15 protein-coding genes are annotated in these 17,198 nt (G+C 68.0%); 5 read left to right on the top strand and 10 right to left on the bottom strand.

The window, feature by feature from the left end; all coding sequences use genetic code 11:
• Positions 1–4 precede the first annotated feature (4 nt).
• A complete protein-coding gene (locus J1M36_RS10340) occupies positions 5–1,036 on the top strand; it encodes an inorganic phosphate transporter (RefSeq protein WP_206479378.1) in 1,032 nt (343 codons plus the stop codon).
• Between the two features lie 207 nt (positions 1,037–1,243).
• On the opposite strand, the gene pstB is transcribed toward J1M36_RS10340, so the two are convergent.
• The 4 genes from pstB to pstS form a co-directional block, all read right to left on the bottom strand.
• Positions 1,244–2,023 (bottom strand): phosphate ABC transporter ATP-binding protein PstB, encoded by a 780-nt coding sequence (gene pstB / locus J1M36_RS10335; RefSeq protein ID WP_064846305.1) that lies wholly within the window; start codon positions 2,021–2,023, stop codon positions 1,244–1,246.
• 36 nt (positions 2,024–2,059) lie between these two features.
• Positions 2,060–3,175: a phosphate ABC transporter permease PstA gene (gene pstA, locus J1M36_RS10330; protein WP_085108135.1), complete on the bottom strand. Its 1,116-nt coding sequence runs from the start codon at positions 3,173–3,175 to the stop codon at positions 2,060–2,062.
• Positions 3,175–4,122 carry a phosphate ABC transporter permease subunit PstC gene (gene pstC / locus J1M36_RS10325; RefSeq protein ID WP_064846307.1) on the bottom strand — a complete coding sequence of 316 codons (948 nt, stop codon included), beginning with the start codon at positions 4,120–4,122 and terminating at the stop codon, positions 3,175–3,177. Before pstC ends, pstA begins: the two co-directional genes overlap by 1 nt.
• Before the next feature lie 149 nt (positions 4,123–4,271).
• Positions 4,272–5,384, bottom strand: coding sequence for a phosphate ABC transporter substrate-binding protein PstS (pstS, locus tag J1M36_RS10320; RefSeq protein WP_098054270.1), 1,113 nt, complete (start codon positions 5,382–5,384; stop codon positions 4,272–4,274).
• A 252-nt stretch (positions 5,385–5,636) separates the two neighbouring features.
• Here pstS and J1M36_RS10315 point away from each other — a divergent pair, with 252 nt between their 5' ends.
• From J1M36_RS10315 to disA, 3 genes are all read left to right on the top strand, one after another.
• Positions 5,637–6,794, top strand: a complete 1,158-nt coding sequence (locus J1M36_RS10315) for an aromatic acid exporter family protein (RefSeq protein WP_085108132.1) — start codon at positions 5,637–5,639, stop codon at positions 6,792–6,794.
• A 57-nt stretch (positions 6,795–6,851) separates the two neighbouring features.
• On the top strand, positions 6,852–8,243 hold the full coding sequence (gene radA, locus J1M36_RS10310; protein ID WP_206479375.1) for a DNA repair protein RadA: 1,392 nt from the start codon (positions 6,852–6,854) through the stop codon (positions 8,241–8,243).
• Between the two features lie 108 nt (positions 8,244–8,351).
• Entirely contained in the window at positions 8,352–9,428 is a 1,077-nt protein-coding gene (gene disA, locus J1M36_RS10305; RefSeq protein WP_206479370.1) for a DNA integrity scanning diadenylate cyclase DisA, read from the top strand.
• A gap of 144 nt (positions 9,429–9,572) precedes the next feature.
• Here the strand turns inward: disA and J1M36_RS10300 are convergent, their stop codons facing one another.
• Positions 9,573–10,298: a hypothetical protein gene (locus J1M36_RS10300; RefSeq protein WP_206479354.1), complete on the bottom strand. Its 726-nt coding sequence runs from the start codon at positions 10,296–10,298 to the stop codon at positions 9,573–9,575.
• Here J1M36_RS10300 and J1M36_RS10295 point away from each other — a divergent pair.
• Complete coding sequence (locus tag J1M36_RS10295) at positions 10,297–11,307, top strand: A/G-specific adenine glycosylase (protein WP_206479353.1); 1,011 nt, start codon at positions 10,297–10,299, stop codon at positions 11,305–11,307. The genes J1M36_RS10300 and J1M36_RS10295 overlap by 2 nt on opposite strands.
• On the opposite strand, the gene J1M36_RS10290 is transcribed toward J1M36_RS10295, so the two are convergent.
• The 5 genes from J1M36_RS10290 to lysS all read right to left on the bottom strand — a co-directional run bounded on the left by J1M36_RS10290 (position 11,291) and on the right by lysS (position 17,188).
• Entirely contained in the window at positions 11,291–11,809 is a 519-nt protein-coding gene (locus J1M36_RS10290) for an amino-acid N-acetyltransferase (RefSeq protein WP_179861259.1), read from the bottom strand. The two genes, J1M36_RS10295 and J1M36_RS10290, sit on opposite strands and share 17 nt — an antisense overlap.
• Positions 11,810–11,924: 115 nt before the next feature.
• Entirely contained in the window at positions 11,925–14,543 is a 2,619-nt protein-coding gene (locus J1M36_RS10285; protein WP_206479351.1) for an ATP-dependent Clp protease ATP-binding subunit, read from the bottom strand.
• A 218-nt stretch (positions 14,544–14,761) separates the two neighbouring features.
• Positions 14,762–15,103: an Lsr2 family protein gene (locus tag J1M36_RS10280; protein WP_035959173.1), complete on the bottom strand. Its 342-nt coding sequence runs from the start codon at positions 15,101–15,103 to the stop codon at positions 14,762–14,764.
• A gap of 218 nt (positions 15,104–15,321) precedes the next feature.
• Entirely contained in the window at positions 15,322–15,594 is a 273-nt protein-coding gene (locus J1M36_RS10275; RefSeq protein ID WP_241247058.1) for a hypothetical protein, read from the bottom strand.
• Between the two features lie 61 nt (positions 15,595–15,655).
• Positions 15,656–17,188: a lysine--tRNA ligase gene (lysS, locus tag J1M36_RS10270; RefSeq protein ID WP_206479348.1), complete on the bottom strand. Its 1,533-nt coding sequence runs from the start codon at positions 17,186–17,188 to the stop codon at positions 15,656–15,658.
• Positions 17,189–17,198: the final 10 nt, after the last annotated feature.

Below are 17,198 nucleotides of genomic sequence, written 5' to 3'. Positions count from 1 at the left end.
CGCGGTGACAGAGTTACTGGCCGTCGTAGGCATCCTCCTGACCCTGGTCTTAACGGTCGTCAACGGTTTCCACGACGCCTCCAACGCCGTGGCCCTGCCCGTACGGTTCAACGCCCTGACACCCAGTGTGGCCCTGTGGACCGGAGCGGTGTTCAACCTCATGGGCGCCCTCCTGGTGGGGCTGGTCCTGGACCGGCTGATCTCGTTCGAGATCCCCATCCCCCTCAACGACGCGGGCGTGGTGGCCCTGTTGTGCGCCCTGCTCACGGCCATCGGGTGGGACCTCCTCACGTGGTGGTGGCGCATGCCCACGTCCTCCACCGCCGCGATCGGCGGCGCCGTGGTGGGTGCTCTGCTCGGAGCACGCGCCGCGGGGCTCTACGACGACCACCTGGCCATGGGTTCCTACTTCTCCTGGAATGTGCTGCTGCCCCTGCTGATCTCCCCCGTGATCGCGTTCGGGCTCGCGTTCCTGCTGGTCGTGCCCCTCGTGTACCTGGTACGCCACGAGACCCCGGGACGCGTGAACTTCCGCGCGGGGGTCGTGCAGGCCACGGGTGCCGCGGCCATCCACTTCGGACACGGGATCCAGCACGCCCGGCGCACGCTGTGGATCCTGTTGGTCCTCCTACTGATCGTGAACCCCAACCTCTCCCGGGACAGCATCCCCGTGTGGCTCACGGTGCTCGTGGGGGCATGTCTCGCGTTCGGTACCCTGCTGGGCGGCTGGCGGATCTCCTACACCCTCTCCGCACGCATCGTGACGCTGGATCCCCTGCGCGGAGCGGCGGCGCAAACGGTGTCCGGCGCCCTGCTGTTCGTGGGGGGGTTCCTCTCCCCCATTCCGCTCTCTACGTCCCAGACCACCACCGCGGCGATCCTGGGCGCGGGTTCCGCCCAGAAGTTCCGAACCGTGTATCACGCCACCGTGCTGCGGGTCATCGCCTCGTGGGTCGCCACGGTCCCCGTGTGCGGCGTGGTCTCCGCCATCCTGTTCCTGGCGGCCTCCCCGCTGATCCAGGTCCCCGCGGCCTGACCCGTACCCGCGGTCCGCTCGGGGCACGCGTCACGATCGGGGCACGCGGAGGCTGACGACGTCGCACGGTGCGGATCGCTGCGCGCTCCCGGTGCGTGCGTCGTCGTACCCCCGGGCCCGGCCGGAGCGCCGTCGTACCCCCGGGCGTGCACAGTGAACGGTGCCCTCCGAGACGGAGGGCACCGTTCGCGTGCGCGAGGACGCGGATCAGCCGAAGCGGCCGGACACGTAGTCCTCGGTGTCCTTCTTCTGCGGGTTGTTGAAGATGTCCGTGGTGGGCGCGTACTCGATCAGACGGCCGGGCTTGCCCGTGCCCTCGATGTTGAAGAACGCGGTCTTGTCCGACACACGGGACGCCTGCTGCATGTTGTGGGTCACGATCACCACGGTGTAATCGGTCTTGATCTCGTTGATCAGGTCCTCGATCGCGAGCGTGGAGATGGGGTCCAGCGCGGAGCACGGCTCGTCCATGAGGATCACGTCCGGCTTGACCGCGATTGCGCGGGCGATGCACAGCCGCTGCTGCTGACCACCGGAGAGACCGGAACCGGGCTTGTCCAAACGGTCCTTGACCTCGTTCCAGAGGTTCGCACCGCGCAGCGAGCTCTCCACGAGCTCGTCCGCGTCCTTGCTCGAGATGCGCTTGTTGTTGAGCTTCACGCCCGCGAGCACGTTGTCGCGGATGGACATCGTGGGGAACGGGTTGGGGCGCTGGAACACCATGCCCACCATGGAGCGCACGGTCACGGGGTCCACGCCCTTGCCGTAGAGATCGTCCCCGTCCAGCAGCACCTTGCCCTGGGCGTAAGCACCCGGGATCACCTCGTGCATGCGGTTGAGGGTGCGCAGGAACGTGGACTTGCCGCAACCGGAGGGACCGATGAACGCGGTGACCGAGCGCGGTTCGATGTTCATGCTGACGTCCTGGACCGCCAGGAAATCGCCGTAGTAGACGTTGAGGTTTTCGACGTCGATTCGTTTCGACATGGGTGTGTTTCCTTAGATCGAATGGTCGGCCAGCACTCAGCGGCCGGCGGTCTTGGGAGCGAAGGCCCTGGCGATCAAGCGTGCCACGAGGTTGAGCAGCATCACGATCACGATCAGGATCAGCGCCGCGGCCCAGGCCCGCTGCAGGGACGGATCGGGGTTCGTGGGCGAGGTGGGCGTCATGATCTGGTAGTAGATGAACGTGGGCAGCGTGGTCATCCAGCCGGAGAACGAGTTCCAGTTGATGGCCGTGGCGAAGCCCGCGGTCACGAGCAGCGGCGCCGTCTCACCGATCACACGGGCGATCGCGAGGGTCACACCCGAGGCGATACCCGAGATGGCCGTGGGGATGACCACCTTGAGGATGGTCCGCCACTTGCGCACACCCAGCGCGTAGGACGCCTCGCGCAGTTCGTTGGGCACGATCCGCAGCATCTCCTCGGTGTTCTTGACCACCGTGGGGATCATCAGCACGGTCAGCGCGACCGCCGCCACGAACCCGGTACGGGTCGAGGGGCCGAAGATCATGCCGAACAGAGCGGCCGCGAACAGACCAGCCACGATGGACGGGATACCGGTCATGACGTCCACGAAGAACGTGATGGCCTTGCCGAGCCAGCCGCCCCGGGAGTACTCCACGAGGTAGATCGCGGTGAGCAACCCCACGGGCACGGACATGAGCGTGGCCCAGAACGTGATGGACACCGTACCGATGATCGCGTGGTAGGCGCCGCCCATCACCTGACTGGGCGCATCGGCCTGGTTGTCGTGGAAGCCCGTGACCCCGTTCATGGAGGTGAACAACATGTTGGAGGTCAGACCGGGGATGCCGTTGGCGAGCACCGTCCAGATCACGGAGATCAGCGGGATCACCGCGAGGATGAAGGCGGCATAGACCAGGAAGGTCATGAGCGAATCGGCCCCGGCGCGGGAACCCTCGATCATGCCCACGGCCAGCGGGCCGACCACCAGGAAGATCACGGTGGCGAACAGGGCCCACAGCGCGATGCTGAACCCCACCAGAGCGGCAAGCGCGGCCCCCGCCACGATCGCGGCCACGCCGATGACGGGGACGAGCCACTTGGGGCGCTGACCGCGGGTGAGCCTTGACTGGCGGACGGGCGAGGTTCCGGGTTGGGTGGACGTGGTCATCAGTTGGCCCCCGAGAATTCCTTGTAGCGAGCGATGATGGCGCGGGCGATCATGTTGACCACGAGGGTGATCAGGAACAGCACGAGACCGGCCGCGATCAGTTCGGACAACCGCAGGCCGTAGGCCTCGGGGAAGTTCAGCGCGATCTCCGCGGCGATCGTCTGGTTACCGGACTTGATCAGGGACGCGATCATGGGCCCGGAGGACAGCACCAGGGCCACCGCCATGGTCTCGCCGAGCGCGCGGCCCAGGGCCAGCATGATCGAGGAGATGATCCCGGGGCGCGCGAACGGCAGCACGGCCATCCGGATCATCTCCCACCGCGTGGCCCCCAGTGCCAGCGCGGCCTCCTCGTGGAGCTTGGGCGTCTGCGTGAAGATCTCGCGGGACATGGACGTGATGATCGGCAGGATCATGATGGCCAGCACGATGCCTGCGGTGAGCATGGTCTTACCCGTCTGGGACGCGGGCCCGTCGAAGATGGGGATGAAGCCCAGGTGCTCGGTGAGCCAGTTGTACAGCGGTACGAGCGCCGGCGCGAGCACCGTGGCACCCCACGCGCCGTAGATCACGGAGGGAATGGCCGCGAGCAGGTCGATCACGTAGCCCACCGGCTTGGAGATCTTGGCCGGTGCGTAGTGGGAGATGTAGAGCGCCACCAGGATGCCCACGGGTGTGGCGATCAGCAGGGCGATCACCGCGGCGATGAGCGTTCCCACGATGAGCGGCCAAATGTAGTGGAAGAAGCCCTGCCCACCGGTGATCTCCTCGGCGGGGGCGGCGAACGTGGGCAGCGCCTGCAGCAACAGGAATAGCGCGACGGCCGCGAGCACCGCGAAGATCAGGATGCCGGCGGCCAGGCTGAGTCCGGAGAAGACGGAGTCACCGGCACGTCCGGCCGAGGACTGGCGGGTCCCCGGTTTCTGGGCGCTGATGGTGGTGGACATGAACCAGTCCCTTCGATCAAGGTGTGGAACGAGCTGAGCGGTGAATTCGGCCAGCGTAGGACGTGGCGGTCCGAGATGACCGCGTGCGTGGCTGCGGCGCCGACGCTCGATGACACGCCGGCGCCGCACTCACACGTCGTCGGGGCGGATCAGCCCTTCGCGGTGATGGAGTCCACGGCCGCCTTGGCCTGGTCGCGCAGGGTCTGGCTCAGCGGGGCGGAACCGGCAGAGTCCGCAGCGGCCTTCTGCCCGTCCTCGGAGATCACGTAGTTCTCGAAGGCCTTGACCAGGTCCGCGGTCTCCTGGGAGTCGTACTGGGAGCACACGATGTGGTAGGAGATCAGCACGAGCGGGTACGCACCGGATTCCTTGGTGTCGCGCCCGATGTTGATCGCGAGGTCGTGCTCGCCGCGGCCCTCGGCCTGGGCGGAGACCTCGACGGCCTTGGCGGCGGCCTCGGGCGAGTGGGTCACGTACTGGTCGCCCACCTTGATCGCGGCGGTGCCGAGATCGCCCACGGCGGAGGAGTCCGCGTAGGTCACCGCGCCCTCGGTGCCGGAGGTCGTGGAGACCACGCCGGAGGTGCCCTTGTTGTTCTCCGCCGCGTACTCGGAGGGCCAGGCCTGTGCCGGGTCCTTGGTCCACTCCTTCGGAGCGGCCTTGTGCAGGTAGTCGGTGAAGTTCTCGGTGGTCCCGGAGTCATCGCTGCGGTGCACCACCGTGATCGGGGTGTCCGGGAGATCGGCGTCCGGGTTCTGCTGCTTGATCTGCTCCGCGTTCCAGCGCTTGATCTCACCCTTGAAGATCTTGGCGATGGTGGGGGCGTCCAGGTTCAGGGACTCGATACCGGGCAGGTTGAACGCCACGGAGATCGGGGAGATGTAGACCGGGAGGTCCATGGCGCCGTCGGGGCCGCACTGCTGCTTGGCCTGCTCGACCTCGTCGTCGGAGAGGTAGGCGTCCGAGCCGGCAAAGTTCGCGCCGCCCGCCAGGAAGGCCTTGCGCCCGGCGCCGGAGCCGTCCGGGGAGTACTGCACGGTGGAGCCGCTGTTAGCGGACTGGAAGCCGTTCTGCCACGCGGTCATGGCGGCCTGCTGGGAGGACGCCCCGATGCCGGTCAGCGTTCCGGACACGCCGCTGCTCTCGCCCGAGCCCCCGCCGCTGTTGGTGTTGCCGGTGGCGTTGTCGGAACCGCAAGCGGTCAGAGCGAGGGCACCAATGGCCAGGACTGCGGCCGAACGGCCGACATGCGAAACCTTCACTGTATTTCCCTTCGAAAGCGTGAACCGGAGAGCCCGGTGGGTGCGGACAACCGGATCTTGGAGTCCAACGCCGCTGCGTCCGCAGCGCGCCCGGGAATTACCGTAGGCAGGCGATATTGACAGATGCGGCCGGGAAGGTGAACTGGCGGTTAACAACCCCTGTGACCGGCGCCACCCCTGGCCACGGCGCCGCCCGGTCACGCGTCCCGCGCGGTACGCGTCCGTCCGAGGCGCCCGCCTAGGATGGGAGCCATGACGTCCTCGGAAGCAGCTCCGTACCGCTCCCGATTCCGTCGTGTTCCCGAGGTCGTGGGCAAGCGCGGGCGCTCCGGCTGGGCACGCATGACGTCCGGTTTCTTCCAGGCCGTGCAGATGACCGTGGCGGCCGTTGGCGCGTACGTGATCGCGGAACGGCTGCTGGGCCATCAAGGCCCCATCTTCGCCGCGACCGCCGCGCTCGTGTCCCTGGGGTACGCCAAGGGCGGGCTGCGCTACCGCCGGGTGCTGGAGGTCTCGATCGGGTGCACCCTGGGGATCGTGATGGGCGATCTGCTCATCCAGGTCCTGGGCCATGGTGAGTGGCAAGCGGCCCTCGTGTTGCTCCTGTCCCTCTTGCTCGCCCGGTTCCTTGACAACGGCGCGATCTTCACCACGCAGATGGGGCTGCAGTCCGTGCTGGTGGTGCTCCTCCCGCCATCGCAGGACGGCGTGTTCGCGCGGTCCTTCGACGCCGTGGTGGGGTGCCTGTGCGCGCTGCTCCTCGCGTACGTGATTCCCCAAGACCCGCGCCGCGAACCGCGCCAGGACCTCAGCAAGCTCATTGTGGAGTTCACCCAGGTGCTCACGGACTGCTCCCGTGCGGTCTCGGACACCGATTCGCGCCTCGCGTGGCACGCCCTCGTGCGGGCTCGTCAGACGCAGCCGCTCGTGGACTCGGTACGCTCGGGGCTCACGGCCTCCCGGGAGATCGCCCACGCATCCCCTCTGCACCGCCGGCACCGCCGCGAGATCGACGACCTGAGCGAGAGCATCCGGTACGTGGACCTCGCCGTGCGCAACTCGCGCGTGTTCGCACGCCGCCTCGCGTCCGTCCTCAACCGCGTCTCCCTGTCCGACGACGCCGTGGCCTCCCTCTCCGAGGCCCTCGCCGATCTCTCCGACGCCATCCTGAGCCTGGATCACACGTTCTCCGCGAGTCATCCCCAGACCCGTGAAAGCTACCTGCGCCAGACGCGCAATGAACTGATCTCCGTGGCCGGTCGCCTGGAACCCGGGCTCATGGGGGTGCGGACCATGGAGGGCGAGGCGCTCGTGCTGCTGATCCGTCCGTTGGTCGTGGACCTGTTGGAGTCCACCGGTCTCACCCACGAGGAGGCGATCCGGTACCTGCCCACGCTGGGCGGTCGGTGACCGAGCCACGGATCCGTGCCGCTTATGCGCGTCAGATCCGCCCCCTACGGTGACAGCATGAGCGCGAAGACCAGGAAGCCGTCCGTCTCCTACCGATGCACGGAATGCGGCTGGACCACGGCCAAATGGGTGGGCCGGTGCGGTGAGTGCCAGTCCTGGGGCACCGTGCAGGAGATCTCCACGAACCAGGAACACGGGCGCACCCGGGCCGCGACCAGCGTGGCGGTGCCCGCTCAACCGATCGGCCAGGTGGATTCCTCGGTGGCCCGCTTCACCCCCACGCGCGTCACCGAGTTCGACCGCGTCCTGGGCGGCGGACTCGTGCCCGGTGCGGTCATCCTGATCGCAGGGGAACCCGGCGTGGGTAAGTCCACGCTGCTCCTGGACGCAGCCGCCAAGGTGGCGGGCGGGCCCGATCCCCGCACCGTGTTGTACGTGACCGGGGAGGAGTCCGCGGCGCAGGTCAAACTGCGGGCCGAGCGCATCGATGCCCTCTCGGAAAAGCTGTACCTCACCGCGGAGACCGACCTCTCCGCGGCGCTCGCGCAGGTCAAGGCCCTGAAACCGGAACTGTTGATCGTGGACTCGGTGCAGACCCTCGCGAGCCCGGAGATCGAGGGTTCGGCGGGCGGGGTGAGCCAGGTGCGGGAGGTCGCGGCGAGCCTCATCCACGCCGCCAAGACCCGGAACATGACCACCCTGCTCGTGGGCCACGTGACCAAGGAGGGTTCGATCGCCGGCCCGCGGTTGCTCGAACACCTCGTGGACGTCGTGTGTCAGTTCGAGGGGGACAAACACTCGCGCATCCGCCTCTTGCGGGCCGTGAAGAACCGGTTCGGCCCCACGGACGAGGTCGGGTGCTTCGATCTCGAGGAGAACGGTATCCGCTCGGTCTCGGACCCGTCCGGCCTGTTCGTCTCCCGCACCCCCGTCCCGGTCGCGGGAACATGTCTGAGCGTCACCGTGGAGGGGCGCAGGCCGCTGCTGGCGGAGGTCCAGGCCCTGCTGGACAAGTCCAGCACCGCGCAACCCCGACGGGCCACCTCCGGCCTGGACGGTTCCCGGGTGGCCATGCTGCTCGCGGTGTTGCAGCGCCGGGCGGGCGTGGCCCTCGCGACCATGGACTGCTACGTGTCCACCGTGGGTGGTGTGCGGCTCACCGAACCCGCCACGGACCTCGCGGTGTGCATGGCGCTCGCGTCCGCTGCCCAGGATCGACCACTGCCCCAGCGGCTCGTGTGCTTCGGGGAGATCGGACTGGCCGGTGAGGTCCGCCCCGTACCCGAGATCAACCGCAGGATCCAGGAGGTCGCCCGGCTGGGCTTCACCCACGCCGTGGTCCCGGCATCCCCCAACGGACCCGGCAAGATCCCTCCGGGCTTCTCCGTGCGTGAGGTCACCACCGTCTCACAGGCCATGGAGCTGCTCTTCCCGCCGCGGCAGGGCTGAGTCCGACGCCGTACGGCCGAGTCCGCCGGGGCAAGGCCGAGTCCGAACACACATGCCACGCGGGGCATGTTGGCCTTCGGGCGGGGCGAGCGCACATAGAATGAGGCCGTGGTGAAATCGCACGAGACTGCCCTGAGACGGACCCTGGCCAGGGTCTCCCCCGGTACCGAACTGAGGACGGGGCTGGAGCGCATCCTCCGGGGCCGCACAGGCGCGCTCATCGTGCTCGGATTCGACCGTTCCGTGGAGTCGCTGTGTTCGGGCGGGTTCGACATCGACACCGAATTCACCCCCACCAAGTTGCGCGAACTCGCCAAGATGGACGGGGCGATCGTGTGCGACAAGGAAGCCACCCGCATCCTCAAGGCCGGGGTCCAGCTCATGCCGGACGCGTCCATCCGCACCCAGGAGTCCGGCACGCGTCACCGCTCCGCCGAGCGCACCGCCAAGCAGACCGGTGTTCCCGTGATCTCGGTCAGCCAGTCCATGAGCGTCATCACGATCTACGTGGCCGATTACCGCTACGCGATCGACGGTTCCCAGGCCATCATGGCCCGCGCGAACCAGGCCCTGCAGACCCTGGAGCACTACAGCAACCGCCTCGAGCAGGTCCTGGGCAGCCTCTCGGCGCTCGAGATCGAAGCCGCTGTGACCGCCCGCGACGTGGCCCTGACGCTGCAGCGGATGGAGATGGTGCGCAGGATCTCGGACGAGATCGGGTGGTACGTCCTGGAACTCGGCTCGGACGGGCGTCTGATTTCCCTGCAGCTCGAGGAGCTCACGGCCGGGACGGGACCGGGGCCCGGCGTAGTCCTGCGGGACTACCTGCCCGAGGCCACGAGGCCCGAGGTGATCGCGGAGTCCCTGGACCGGCTCGCCCGGTTGTCGTCCACCGAACTGATCGATCTGCAGCGGGTCGCGGTGGCCGCGGGTCTCACCGGGCCGCAGGGCAACTTGGAGGTGGACCTGCACCCCCACGGTTACCGGCTGCTCGAGGGCATCAAGTCCATGCCGCGTGCGGTGGCGAAACGGCTCGTGGCCCAGTTCGACGGGCTGCAGTCGCTCATGGCCGCGAACCTCGAGGACCTGATGTCCGTGGAGGGCATCGGCGAGCAGCGTGCCCGCACCGTACGCGAGTCCTTGTCCCGTATGGCCGAGACGAGCCTGCTGGAACGGTTCATGTAGCAGTCCGGGTGGCCCGGTCGCGGACGTGGCCCGTGCACCGCCCGGGCATCGCCCACCGATGGTCACCTCGAGGGCCGCCAGCCGGCCGCGCGAACCCCGGGACCGCCGTCGCCAGTGGATCTGCGCGAGCCGCGAGCCGCCCACTCACTGCAGGCTGAAAACGGCCTGCTGGCTCGCGACGTCCCCGAGCGACGTCGTGAGGTTGTAGTACCCGGCGAGCGCCTCGGACTGGCCGGCCGGGCAGCCCTCCGCGGTGCGCACCCGGTTCCACGTGAGCCGTGCGGTCTCCTTCTGCCCCGTGTCCAGGGTGATCTGACGGTCCTCACCGGCTGCCGCGCAGTGCCGTGAATCAAAGACGGTGTCCGCACCGGAGGTCACCACGAAGGCCATGTGATTACTACCGGCGTCCACGCGGCACGGATGCTGACCCTTGTTCTCGAGGGTCAGTTCGAGCACCGGGTTCTGGCCCGCCGCGTAACTCTGTTCGTCGGTCGCAGCACTCACCGCCAGATCCGCGCCGCATTCCGGCGCCGCCGTACTGCTCGCACTCGGGCTGCCGGACGCGCCGGGTGCACCAGACCCGGACGGTGTGGGCCGGGCAGTGAAGTCCGCGAACTTGTTCTGGGGATCCGTGCTCGGCTGCGCCGCGGCGTCGGGCTGCTGCGTGGCATTCGCGTCGTCGGCCTCCGGTGCCGTGAGTGCGCGCACGCCCGAGACCACTGCCCACAGCAGGGCCAGGACCAGGACGACGATCACGGCGAGCGCGACCATGCGGCGTCGCCGGTAGACGTGCTCCGGGAGCCTGCCCCCGGTGTCCGCGGATTCCGCGGGGGACGTGGGGGGATCGTGCTGTTCGGAACCGGAAGCCATGGTCTCCAGGCTACCGTGGACAGTTATGAACTCGAGCCGCACACCAGCCCGCGACGAGCGACTTCACGGCATTCACGCAGCCGTGATCGAGTGGTACCGGCGGGCGTCCCGCGACCTGCCGTGGCGCGCGCCCGAACGCACGCCGTGGCAGGTTCTCGTGAGCGAGATCATGCTGCAGCAGACCCCGGTGGGGCGCGTCCTGCCGGTGTGGCGCCGGTGGCTCGAACAGTGGCCGGAACCGGGCGATCTCGCGGCGGCGTCGCCCGCGGAGGTCCTGCGCGCGTGGGACAGGCTCGGCTACCCGCGCCGCGCGCTGCGGCTGCACGCGGCTGCCCAGAACATCGCCGCGGAGCACGACGGGCGGGTGCCCGAGGACCACGCACAGCTGTTGGCATTGCCCGGGATCGGCGCGTACACCGCGGCGGCAGTGACCGTGTTCGCGTTCGGTCAGCGCCACACGGTCGTGGACACGAACATCCGCCGGGTCGAGGCCCGGGTGTTCTCCGGGCGGGCCCTGCCGTCCCGTTCCCTCACCGCGGCGGAGACCCGGTTGGCGCAGGACGTCCTGCCGCAGGACGTCGCGGAATCGGTCGCGTGGAACCAGGCCGTGATGGAGCTGGGGGCACTGATCTGCACCGCGCGTTCCCCGCGCTGCGACGAGTGCCCCGTGCGGCGGGACTGCGCGTGGGTCGCAGCTGGCAGCCCTCCCGCGCAGGAGACGCCCAGGGGCCAGTTGTGGCACGGCACAGACCGCCAGGTCCGCGGGGCCATGATGGCGGTGCTGCGCGCCGCGGACGAGCCCGTGCCCGCGCAGTTGCTGCTCACGGACCTCACGGGCTCGGAACAGATCGCCGGGGAGCACGCGGCCCCGCCCGCCGTGGTGATCGAACGGCTCGGGGCCCTGTGGCGGCTGCCCGCGCCCGCCGAACAACGGGAGCGTGCGTTGAACGGGCTGCTCGCGGACGGTCTGGCCACCTCGGACGACGGCGCGGTCAGCCTTCCGGGGTGATCGCGCGGATCATCCGCGTGTTGCCCAGCGTGTTGGGTTTGACCCGGGCCAGGTCCAGGAACTCCGCGACGCCCTCGTCGTGGGAACGCAACAGCTCTGCGAAGACCTCGGGCTCGATGGTCTCCTGGTTCTCCATCACGGCGAATCCGTGCCGCGCGAAGAACGCCACCTCGAAGGTCAGGCAGAAAACCCGGCCGACCCCGAGCCGAGCCGCACGGGCCAGCAGTTCCTCGATCATCCGCCCGCCCACGCCGTGACCGCGCGCCGCGGGGGACGTGGCCAGGGTGCGCACCTCCGCGAGGTCCTCCCACATCACGTGCAAGGCCCCGCAGCCCACGAGGTTCCCGGCGTCGTCCTCCGCAACCACGAACTCCTGGATACTCTCGAAGTACGTCACCGTGTCCTTGGTGATCAGGATGCGCTCGGCCGCCATGGGCGCCACGAGCTCCTTGATGCCGTGGACGTCCGAGGTCCGGGCGGGGCGGATGCGGATCTCTACCATGCCCACGACTGTACGCGTCCGTTCGAACGCGAGCGGGCGGCGCCGCCGACCGTTGTGGTCGACGACGCCGCCCGCTCGCGGAGGCGCCGCGGTGCCGGGCACCGCGCGGGGTGGCTCAGGCCTGCGCCTGGGCCGCTCCCCCGCCGCTGTCGGGCCCCGAGTGGGGCGAGCGCGGCACGTCTTTGCCGGACTGGCTGTCGGCGTCGTCCGAGAACGCCGGGGTGTTCTCGATCTCCCGGATCTCGTCGTCGGAGAGCTCGGACATGGGCGTGGAGGAGAAGGTGAAGGTGGCGCCGTCGCCCTCACCCTCGACGTCCACCGAGATCTTCTCGCCCGAGGCGATCTCGCCGAACAGGATCCGCTCGGAGAGCTGGTCCTCGATCTCACGCTGCATGGTCCGGCGCAGCGGCCGGGCACCCATCGCGGGGTCGTAGCCCTTCTTGGCGAGCAACTGCTTGGCGGCGTCGGACAGCGAGATGGACATGTCCTGCTCACGCAACCGCCGCTGCAGGCGCGCGACGAACAGGTCCACGATCTGCACGATCTCACTCTCGCTCAGCTGCGGGAACACGATGATCTCGTCCACGCGGTTGAGGAACTCGGGACGGAAGTGCTCCTTGAGCTCCTCCTGCACCTTGGCCTGCATTCGGTCGTAGGACGTGGCCGCGTCCCCGCTGGCCTGGAAGCCCACGGGAACCGTGCGGGAGATGTCCCGGGTACCGAGGTTCGTGGTCATGATGATCACGGTGTTCTTGAAGTCCACCACACGGCCCTGCGAGTCGGTCAGGCGACCGTCCTCGAGGATCTGCAGCAGCGAGTTGAAGAGGTCCTGGTGGGCCTTCTCGACCTCGTCGAACAGCACCACGGAGAACGGCTTGCGACGGACCTTCTCGGTCAACTGACCGCCCTCCTCGTACCCCACGTAGCCCGGAGGGGCACCGAAGAGCCGGGAGACGGTGTGCTTCTCCTGGTACTCGGACATGTCCAGCGTGATCAGGGCGTCCTCGTCACCGAACAGGAACTCCGCGAGCGCCTTGGCCAACTCGGTCTTTCCCACACCAGTGGGCCCGGCGAAGATGAACGAGCCACCCGGGCGGCGCGGGTCCTTCAGACCAGCTCGGGTACGGCGGATGGAGCGGGACAGGGCCTTGATGGCCTCGTTCTGCCCGATGACGCGCTTGTGCAACTCGTCCTCCATGTGCAGCAGCCGCCCGGACTCCTCCTCGGAGAGCTTGTACACGGGCACACCCGTGGAGGCGGACAGGACGTCCGAGATGACCTCCGGGGTCACCTCCGAGATCTGGTCGTCGCCCTCGCGCCACGCGGTGTCCTTCTCGTCACGCTCGGCGATGAGCTTCTGCTCGGTGTCGCGCAGGGACGCGGCCTTCTCGTAGTCCTGGCCCTCGATCGCGGCTTCCTTGGAACGCTTGGTGTCCGCGATCTTCTGGTCCAGGGCCTTGATCTCCGGCGGCGCGGTCATGCGCTTGATGCGCAGACGTGCACCGGCCTCGTCGATCAGGTCGATGGCCTTGTCGGGCAGGAACCGGTCCGAGACGTAGCGCGCGGACATGTGCACCGCGGCCTCCAGCGCGTCGTCCGAGATGGACACGCGGTGGTGCGCCTCGTACTTGTCGCGCAGGCCCTTGAGGATCTCCACGGCGTGGGCCTCGGAGGGCTCGTCCACCTGGATGGGCTGGAAGCGCCGTTCGAGGGCGGCGTCCTTCTCGATGTGCTTGCGGTACTCGTCCAGCGTGGTGGCACCGATGGTCTGCAGCTCGCCGCGCGCCAGCATGGGCTTGAGGATCGACGCGGCGTCGATCGCGCCTTCCGCGGCACCCGCACCCACGAGCGTGTGGATCTCGTCGATGAACAGGATGATGTCCCCGCGCGTGCGGATCTCCTTGAGCACCTTCTTGAGGCGTTCCTCGAAGTCACCGCGGTAGCGGGAACCGGCCACGAGCGATCCCAGGTCCAGCGTGTAGAGCTGCTTGTCCTTGAGCGTCTCGGGGACGTCCCCGCGCACGATCGCCTGGGCCAGGCCCTCCACGACCGCGGTCTTACCGACACCGGGCTCACCGATCAGCACCGGGTTGTTCTTGGTGCGCCGGGAGAGCACCTGCATCACGCGCTCCATCTCGCGGTAGCGCCCGATGACGGGGTCCAGCGTGGACTCGCGCGCGGCGGCGGTGAGGTTGCGACCGAACTGGTCCAGCACGGCCGACCCCGCGGGAGTGCCCTCCGCGCGGCCACCGGTGCCGACGCCGGCGGCTTCCTTCTCCCCGCCGGCGTTGCCGGACTGGTAGCCGGAGATCAGTTCCAGCACCGTGGCGCGGACCTTACCGGGATCCGCACCCAGCTTGACGAGCACCTGGGAGGCCACGCCCTCGCCGGCACGGATGATCCCGAGGAGGATGTGCTCGGTACCGATGTAGTTGTGCCCCAACTGCAGGGCCTCGCGCAGCGAGTGCTCGAGCACCTTCTTGGCGCGGGGCGTGAACGGGATGTGGCCCGAGGGCGCTTGCTGGCCCGGGCCGATGATGTCCTGGACCTGCTCGCGGGCGGCGCTCAGGGTGATGCCCATGGACTCGAGGGCCTTGGCGGCGACGCCCTCACCCTCGTGGATCAGGCCGAGCAGCAGGTGCTCGGTCCCGATGTAGTTGTGGTTGAGCATCCTGGCCTCTTCCTGGGCCAGCACGACGACCCTACGGGCGCGGTCGGTGAAGCGTTCGAACATGGATACTCCTTCATTGATCTCTGCCAACGATGCTAGGCATCCCCCGCGGCGTTTCCGGTACTGTTCGCCACTGGCGCACGGTATCCAGCCCTCAGCAAAATTCCCCCCGCGGGGCTTTCCGCAACTCCCCCGTCCCGTGCTCCCCGGTACCGACGACAACGGCCGGAACACGCCTGTTGCGGCGTGTTCCGGCCGTGATGCCGGGGTGTGCTACGAACTCAGTCGTTGTGAGCGGCGTAGTACTTGTCCTGGATGTCCTGGTGGATGCGGCCGCGGTCCGAGACCTGCAGGCCCTGCTTTTTGGCCCACGCGCGGATCTTGGGGGTCTCGGGGTTGCCCGAGCGGTTCGGGCGCGTGGTGGTGTTCTGGCTGCGCCCGCTCTTGGCGGACGCGCGGCGACCGGCCGCGACGTAGGGACGCAGGGCGTCGCGCAGCTTGGTGGCATTGGCCGAGCTCAGGTCGATCTCGTACTGGCCGCCGTCCAGACCGAAACGCACGGTCTCATTGGCCTCGCCGCCGTCGATATCGTCTTCAAGAATGATTTTCACGGTCTGAGCCATGCTCCAGCTCCTCCAAACGCCCTACGGGCTCGTCGATCAATTATTCGCGCTAGCAAATTCATGCTGTGGGGTGAAACACAGGAATTTGTCCCCCGTGTGATTCCGATCTCCATTCCTCATGGAAACTGTTCGGATTCACCCATGGGAACGTCCCCGGAATGAAATGCAGGAACCGCGGATTCACGGTCCTATCATGGCAGATATTCGAATAATTGTCATCACGGGCTATTGGGATCTTCCGGGGATTCACGAATAGGAATGCTGTTGCGTAAGCCCAGACCCCGTTGTTGCCGGGGCTTATCCTCCTGATATCCGAACGGGACTTTGTCCCCCTCGCGTTCGCGTACCGAGCGGTACCACTGCTCGGCGTCGTCGCGGGCCTGTGCCTGCGCACTGCGCTCGGTCCTGTCCCCGCGCAGCAACCAGCGCATCACGAGGTAGAAGACCACACCCACACCGATTGAGGGTACGAAGACGGCCAGGTAATCCATGACGGTGATCATCCTCTCCAGGACTGGACGGCGGCTGGACGCGGTACTGCGCCGGGCCGGTTCACTCGGGCTTCATGAGGGGGAAGAGGATGGTGTCCCGGATGCCCAGGTTGGTGAACAGCATGATGAGCCGGTCCAGCCCCAGGCCGAGCCCGCCCATGGGCGGCGCGCCGTATTCGAGGGCCCGCAGGAAGTCCTCGTCCAACTGCATGGCCTCGTCGTCCCCCGCCGCGGCGAGCCGGGACTGCTCCGTGAGCCGGTCGCGCTGCACCACCGGGTCCACGAGCTCGGAGAACGCGGTGCCACGCTCCATCCCTCCGATGATCAGGTCCCACGCCTCGATCAACCCCGGCTTCTCGCGGTGGGGCCGGGCGAGCGGTTGTGCGGCCGGCGGGTAGTCGTACACGAACGTGGGTTGGATCAGGGTGGGCTCCACGATTTCCTCGAAGAGTTCCATGACGAGTTTCTGTGCGTCCCATGCAGGATTCACCTGAATATCGCGCTGAGCGGCGATCTTTCGCAGTTCCGTGACATCCGTGTCCGGGGTGATCTCCCGTCCCACGGCCTCGGACAGCCCCGGATACACGGAAACCCATGCCCACTCCCCGAACAAATCAATGCGGCCGTCCTCGGTGTCCACCCCGTCCACACCGAGCGCGCGGGCGCATTCCTGGATGATCTCCTGGATCCGCTGCGCCATCACGAATTGATCGGCGTAGGCCTCATACGCCTCGAGGGTGGTGAATTCCGGGCTGTGGGAGGAATCCACACCCTCGTTACGGAAGACCCGGCCGATCTCGAAAACCCTGTCGATACCGCCCACGACCGCGCGCTTGAGATACAGCTCGGTAGCGATACGCAGCGTCATGTCCTGGTCGAACGCGTTGAGGTGGGTACCGAATGGGCGCGCTGCGGCCCCGCCGTGCACGAGCTGGAGCATGGGGGTCTCAATCTCCACGTACCCCTGTTCCTCCATGACACGGCGTACGGTGCGCGTGATCGTGGAGCGCGTGAGGACGACGTCGCGGGCCTCCTGGCGCACGATCAGGTCCAGGTAGCGCTGGCGCACCCGGGTTTCCTCGTTGAGTTCCTTATGCATGGTGGGCAGGGGGCGCAGGGCCTTGGAGGCCATGGTCCACGAGTCCGCCATCACGGACAGCTCCCCGCGCCGCGAGCTGATCACGCGACCGGTGATGGCCACGAAGTCGCCAAGGTCCACGAGGGCCTTCCACTGCGCGAGGGGTTCGTCCCCCACGTTGACCTTGGAGAGCATGGCCTGCAGCCGGGTGCCGTCCCCCTCCTGGAGGGTCGCGAAGCACAACTTGCCGGTGTTGCGCACGTGGACCACACGACCGGCCACGGTCACGACGTGCTCGGTCTCCTCCCCGGCTTCGAGCTGACCGAACTGCTCACGGACCGCGGCAAGGGTCGTGGTGCGGTGCACGTCCACGGGATAGGGCGCCATCCCGGCGTCCTGCGCTGCCTGGCGCTTGGCGGCGCGCACGGCCATCTGATCGTTGAGCTCGTGGGCGCTCAGCTCCGGATCGGTGCTGGCGGTGTCTGCGGGAACGGTGGATTCGGGCTGCTCGGTCACAATGGACCAG

This window comes from Kocuria sp. KRD140, from assembly GCF_017168375.1.
Taxonomy (GTDB): Bacteria; Actinomycetota; Actinomycetes; order Actinomycetales; family Micrococcaceae; genus Kocuria; species Kocuria marina.
Note: the sequence above shows the minus strand (reverse complement) of the source record. Positions and strands in the feature narration are given on the sequence as shown.

Coding starts and splice junctions, on each gene's coding strand:
- J1M36_RS10275 (WP_241247058.1), bottom strand. CDS start 15,594: ATGGATTACCTGGCCGTCTTCGTACCCTCAATCGGTGTGGGTGTGGTC.
- pstB (WP_064846305.1), bottom strand. CDS start 2,023: ATGTCGAAACGAATCGACGTCGAAAACCTCAACGTCTACTACGGCGAT.
- J1M36_RS10280 (WP_035959173.1), bottom strand. CDS start 15,103: ATGGCTCAGACCGTGAAAATCATTCTTGAAGACGATATCGACGGCGGC.
- pstA (WP_085108135.1), bottom strand. CDS start 3,175: ATGACCACGTCCACCCAACCCGGAACCTCGCCCGTCCGCCAGTCAAGG.
- pstC (WP_064846307.1), bottom strand. CDS start 4,122: ATGTCCACCACCATCAGCGCCCAGAAACCGGGGACCCGCCAGTCCTCG.
- J1M36_RS10285 (WP_206479351.1), bottom strand. CDS start 14,543: ATGTTCGAACGCTTCACCGACCGCGCCCGTAGGGTCGTCGTGCTGGCC.
- J1M36_RS10290 (WP_179861259.1), bottom strand. CDS start 11,809: ATGGTAGAGATCCGCATCCGCCCCGCCCGGACCTCGGACGTCCACGGC.
- J1M36_RS10295 (WP_206479353.1), top strand. CDS start 10,297: ATGGTCTCCAGGCTACCGTGGACAGTTATGAACTCGAGCCGCACACCA.
- J1M36_RS10300 (WP_206479354.1), bottom strand. CDS start 10,298: ATGGCTTCCGGTTCCGAACAGCACGATCCCCCCACGTCCCCCGCGGAA.
- J1M36_RS10315 (WP_085108132.1), top strand. CDS start 5,637: ATGACGTCCTCGGAAGCAGCTCCGTACCGCTCCCGATTCCGTCGTGTT.
- radA (WP_206479375.1), top strand. CDS start 6,852: ATGAGCGCGAAGACCAGGAAGCCGTCCGTCTCCTACCGATGCACGGAA.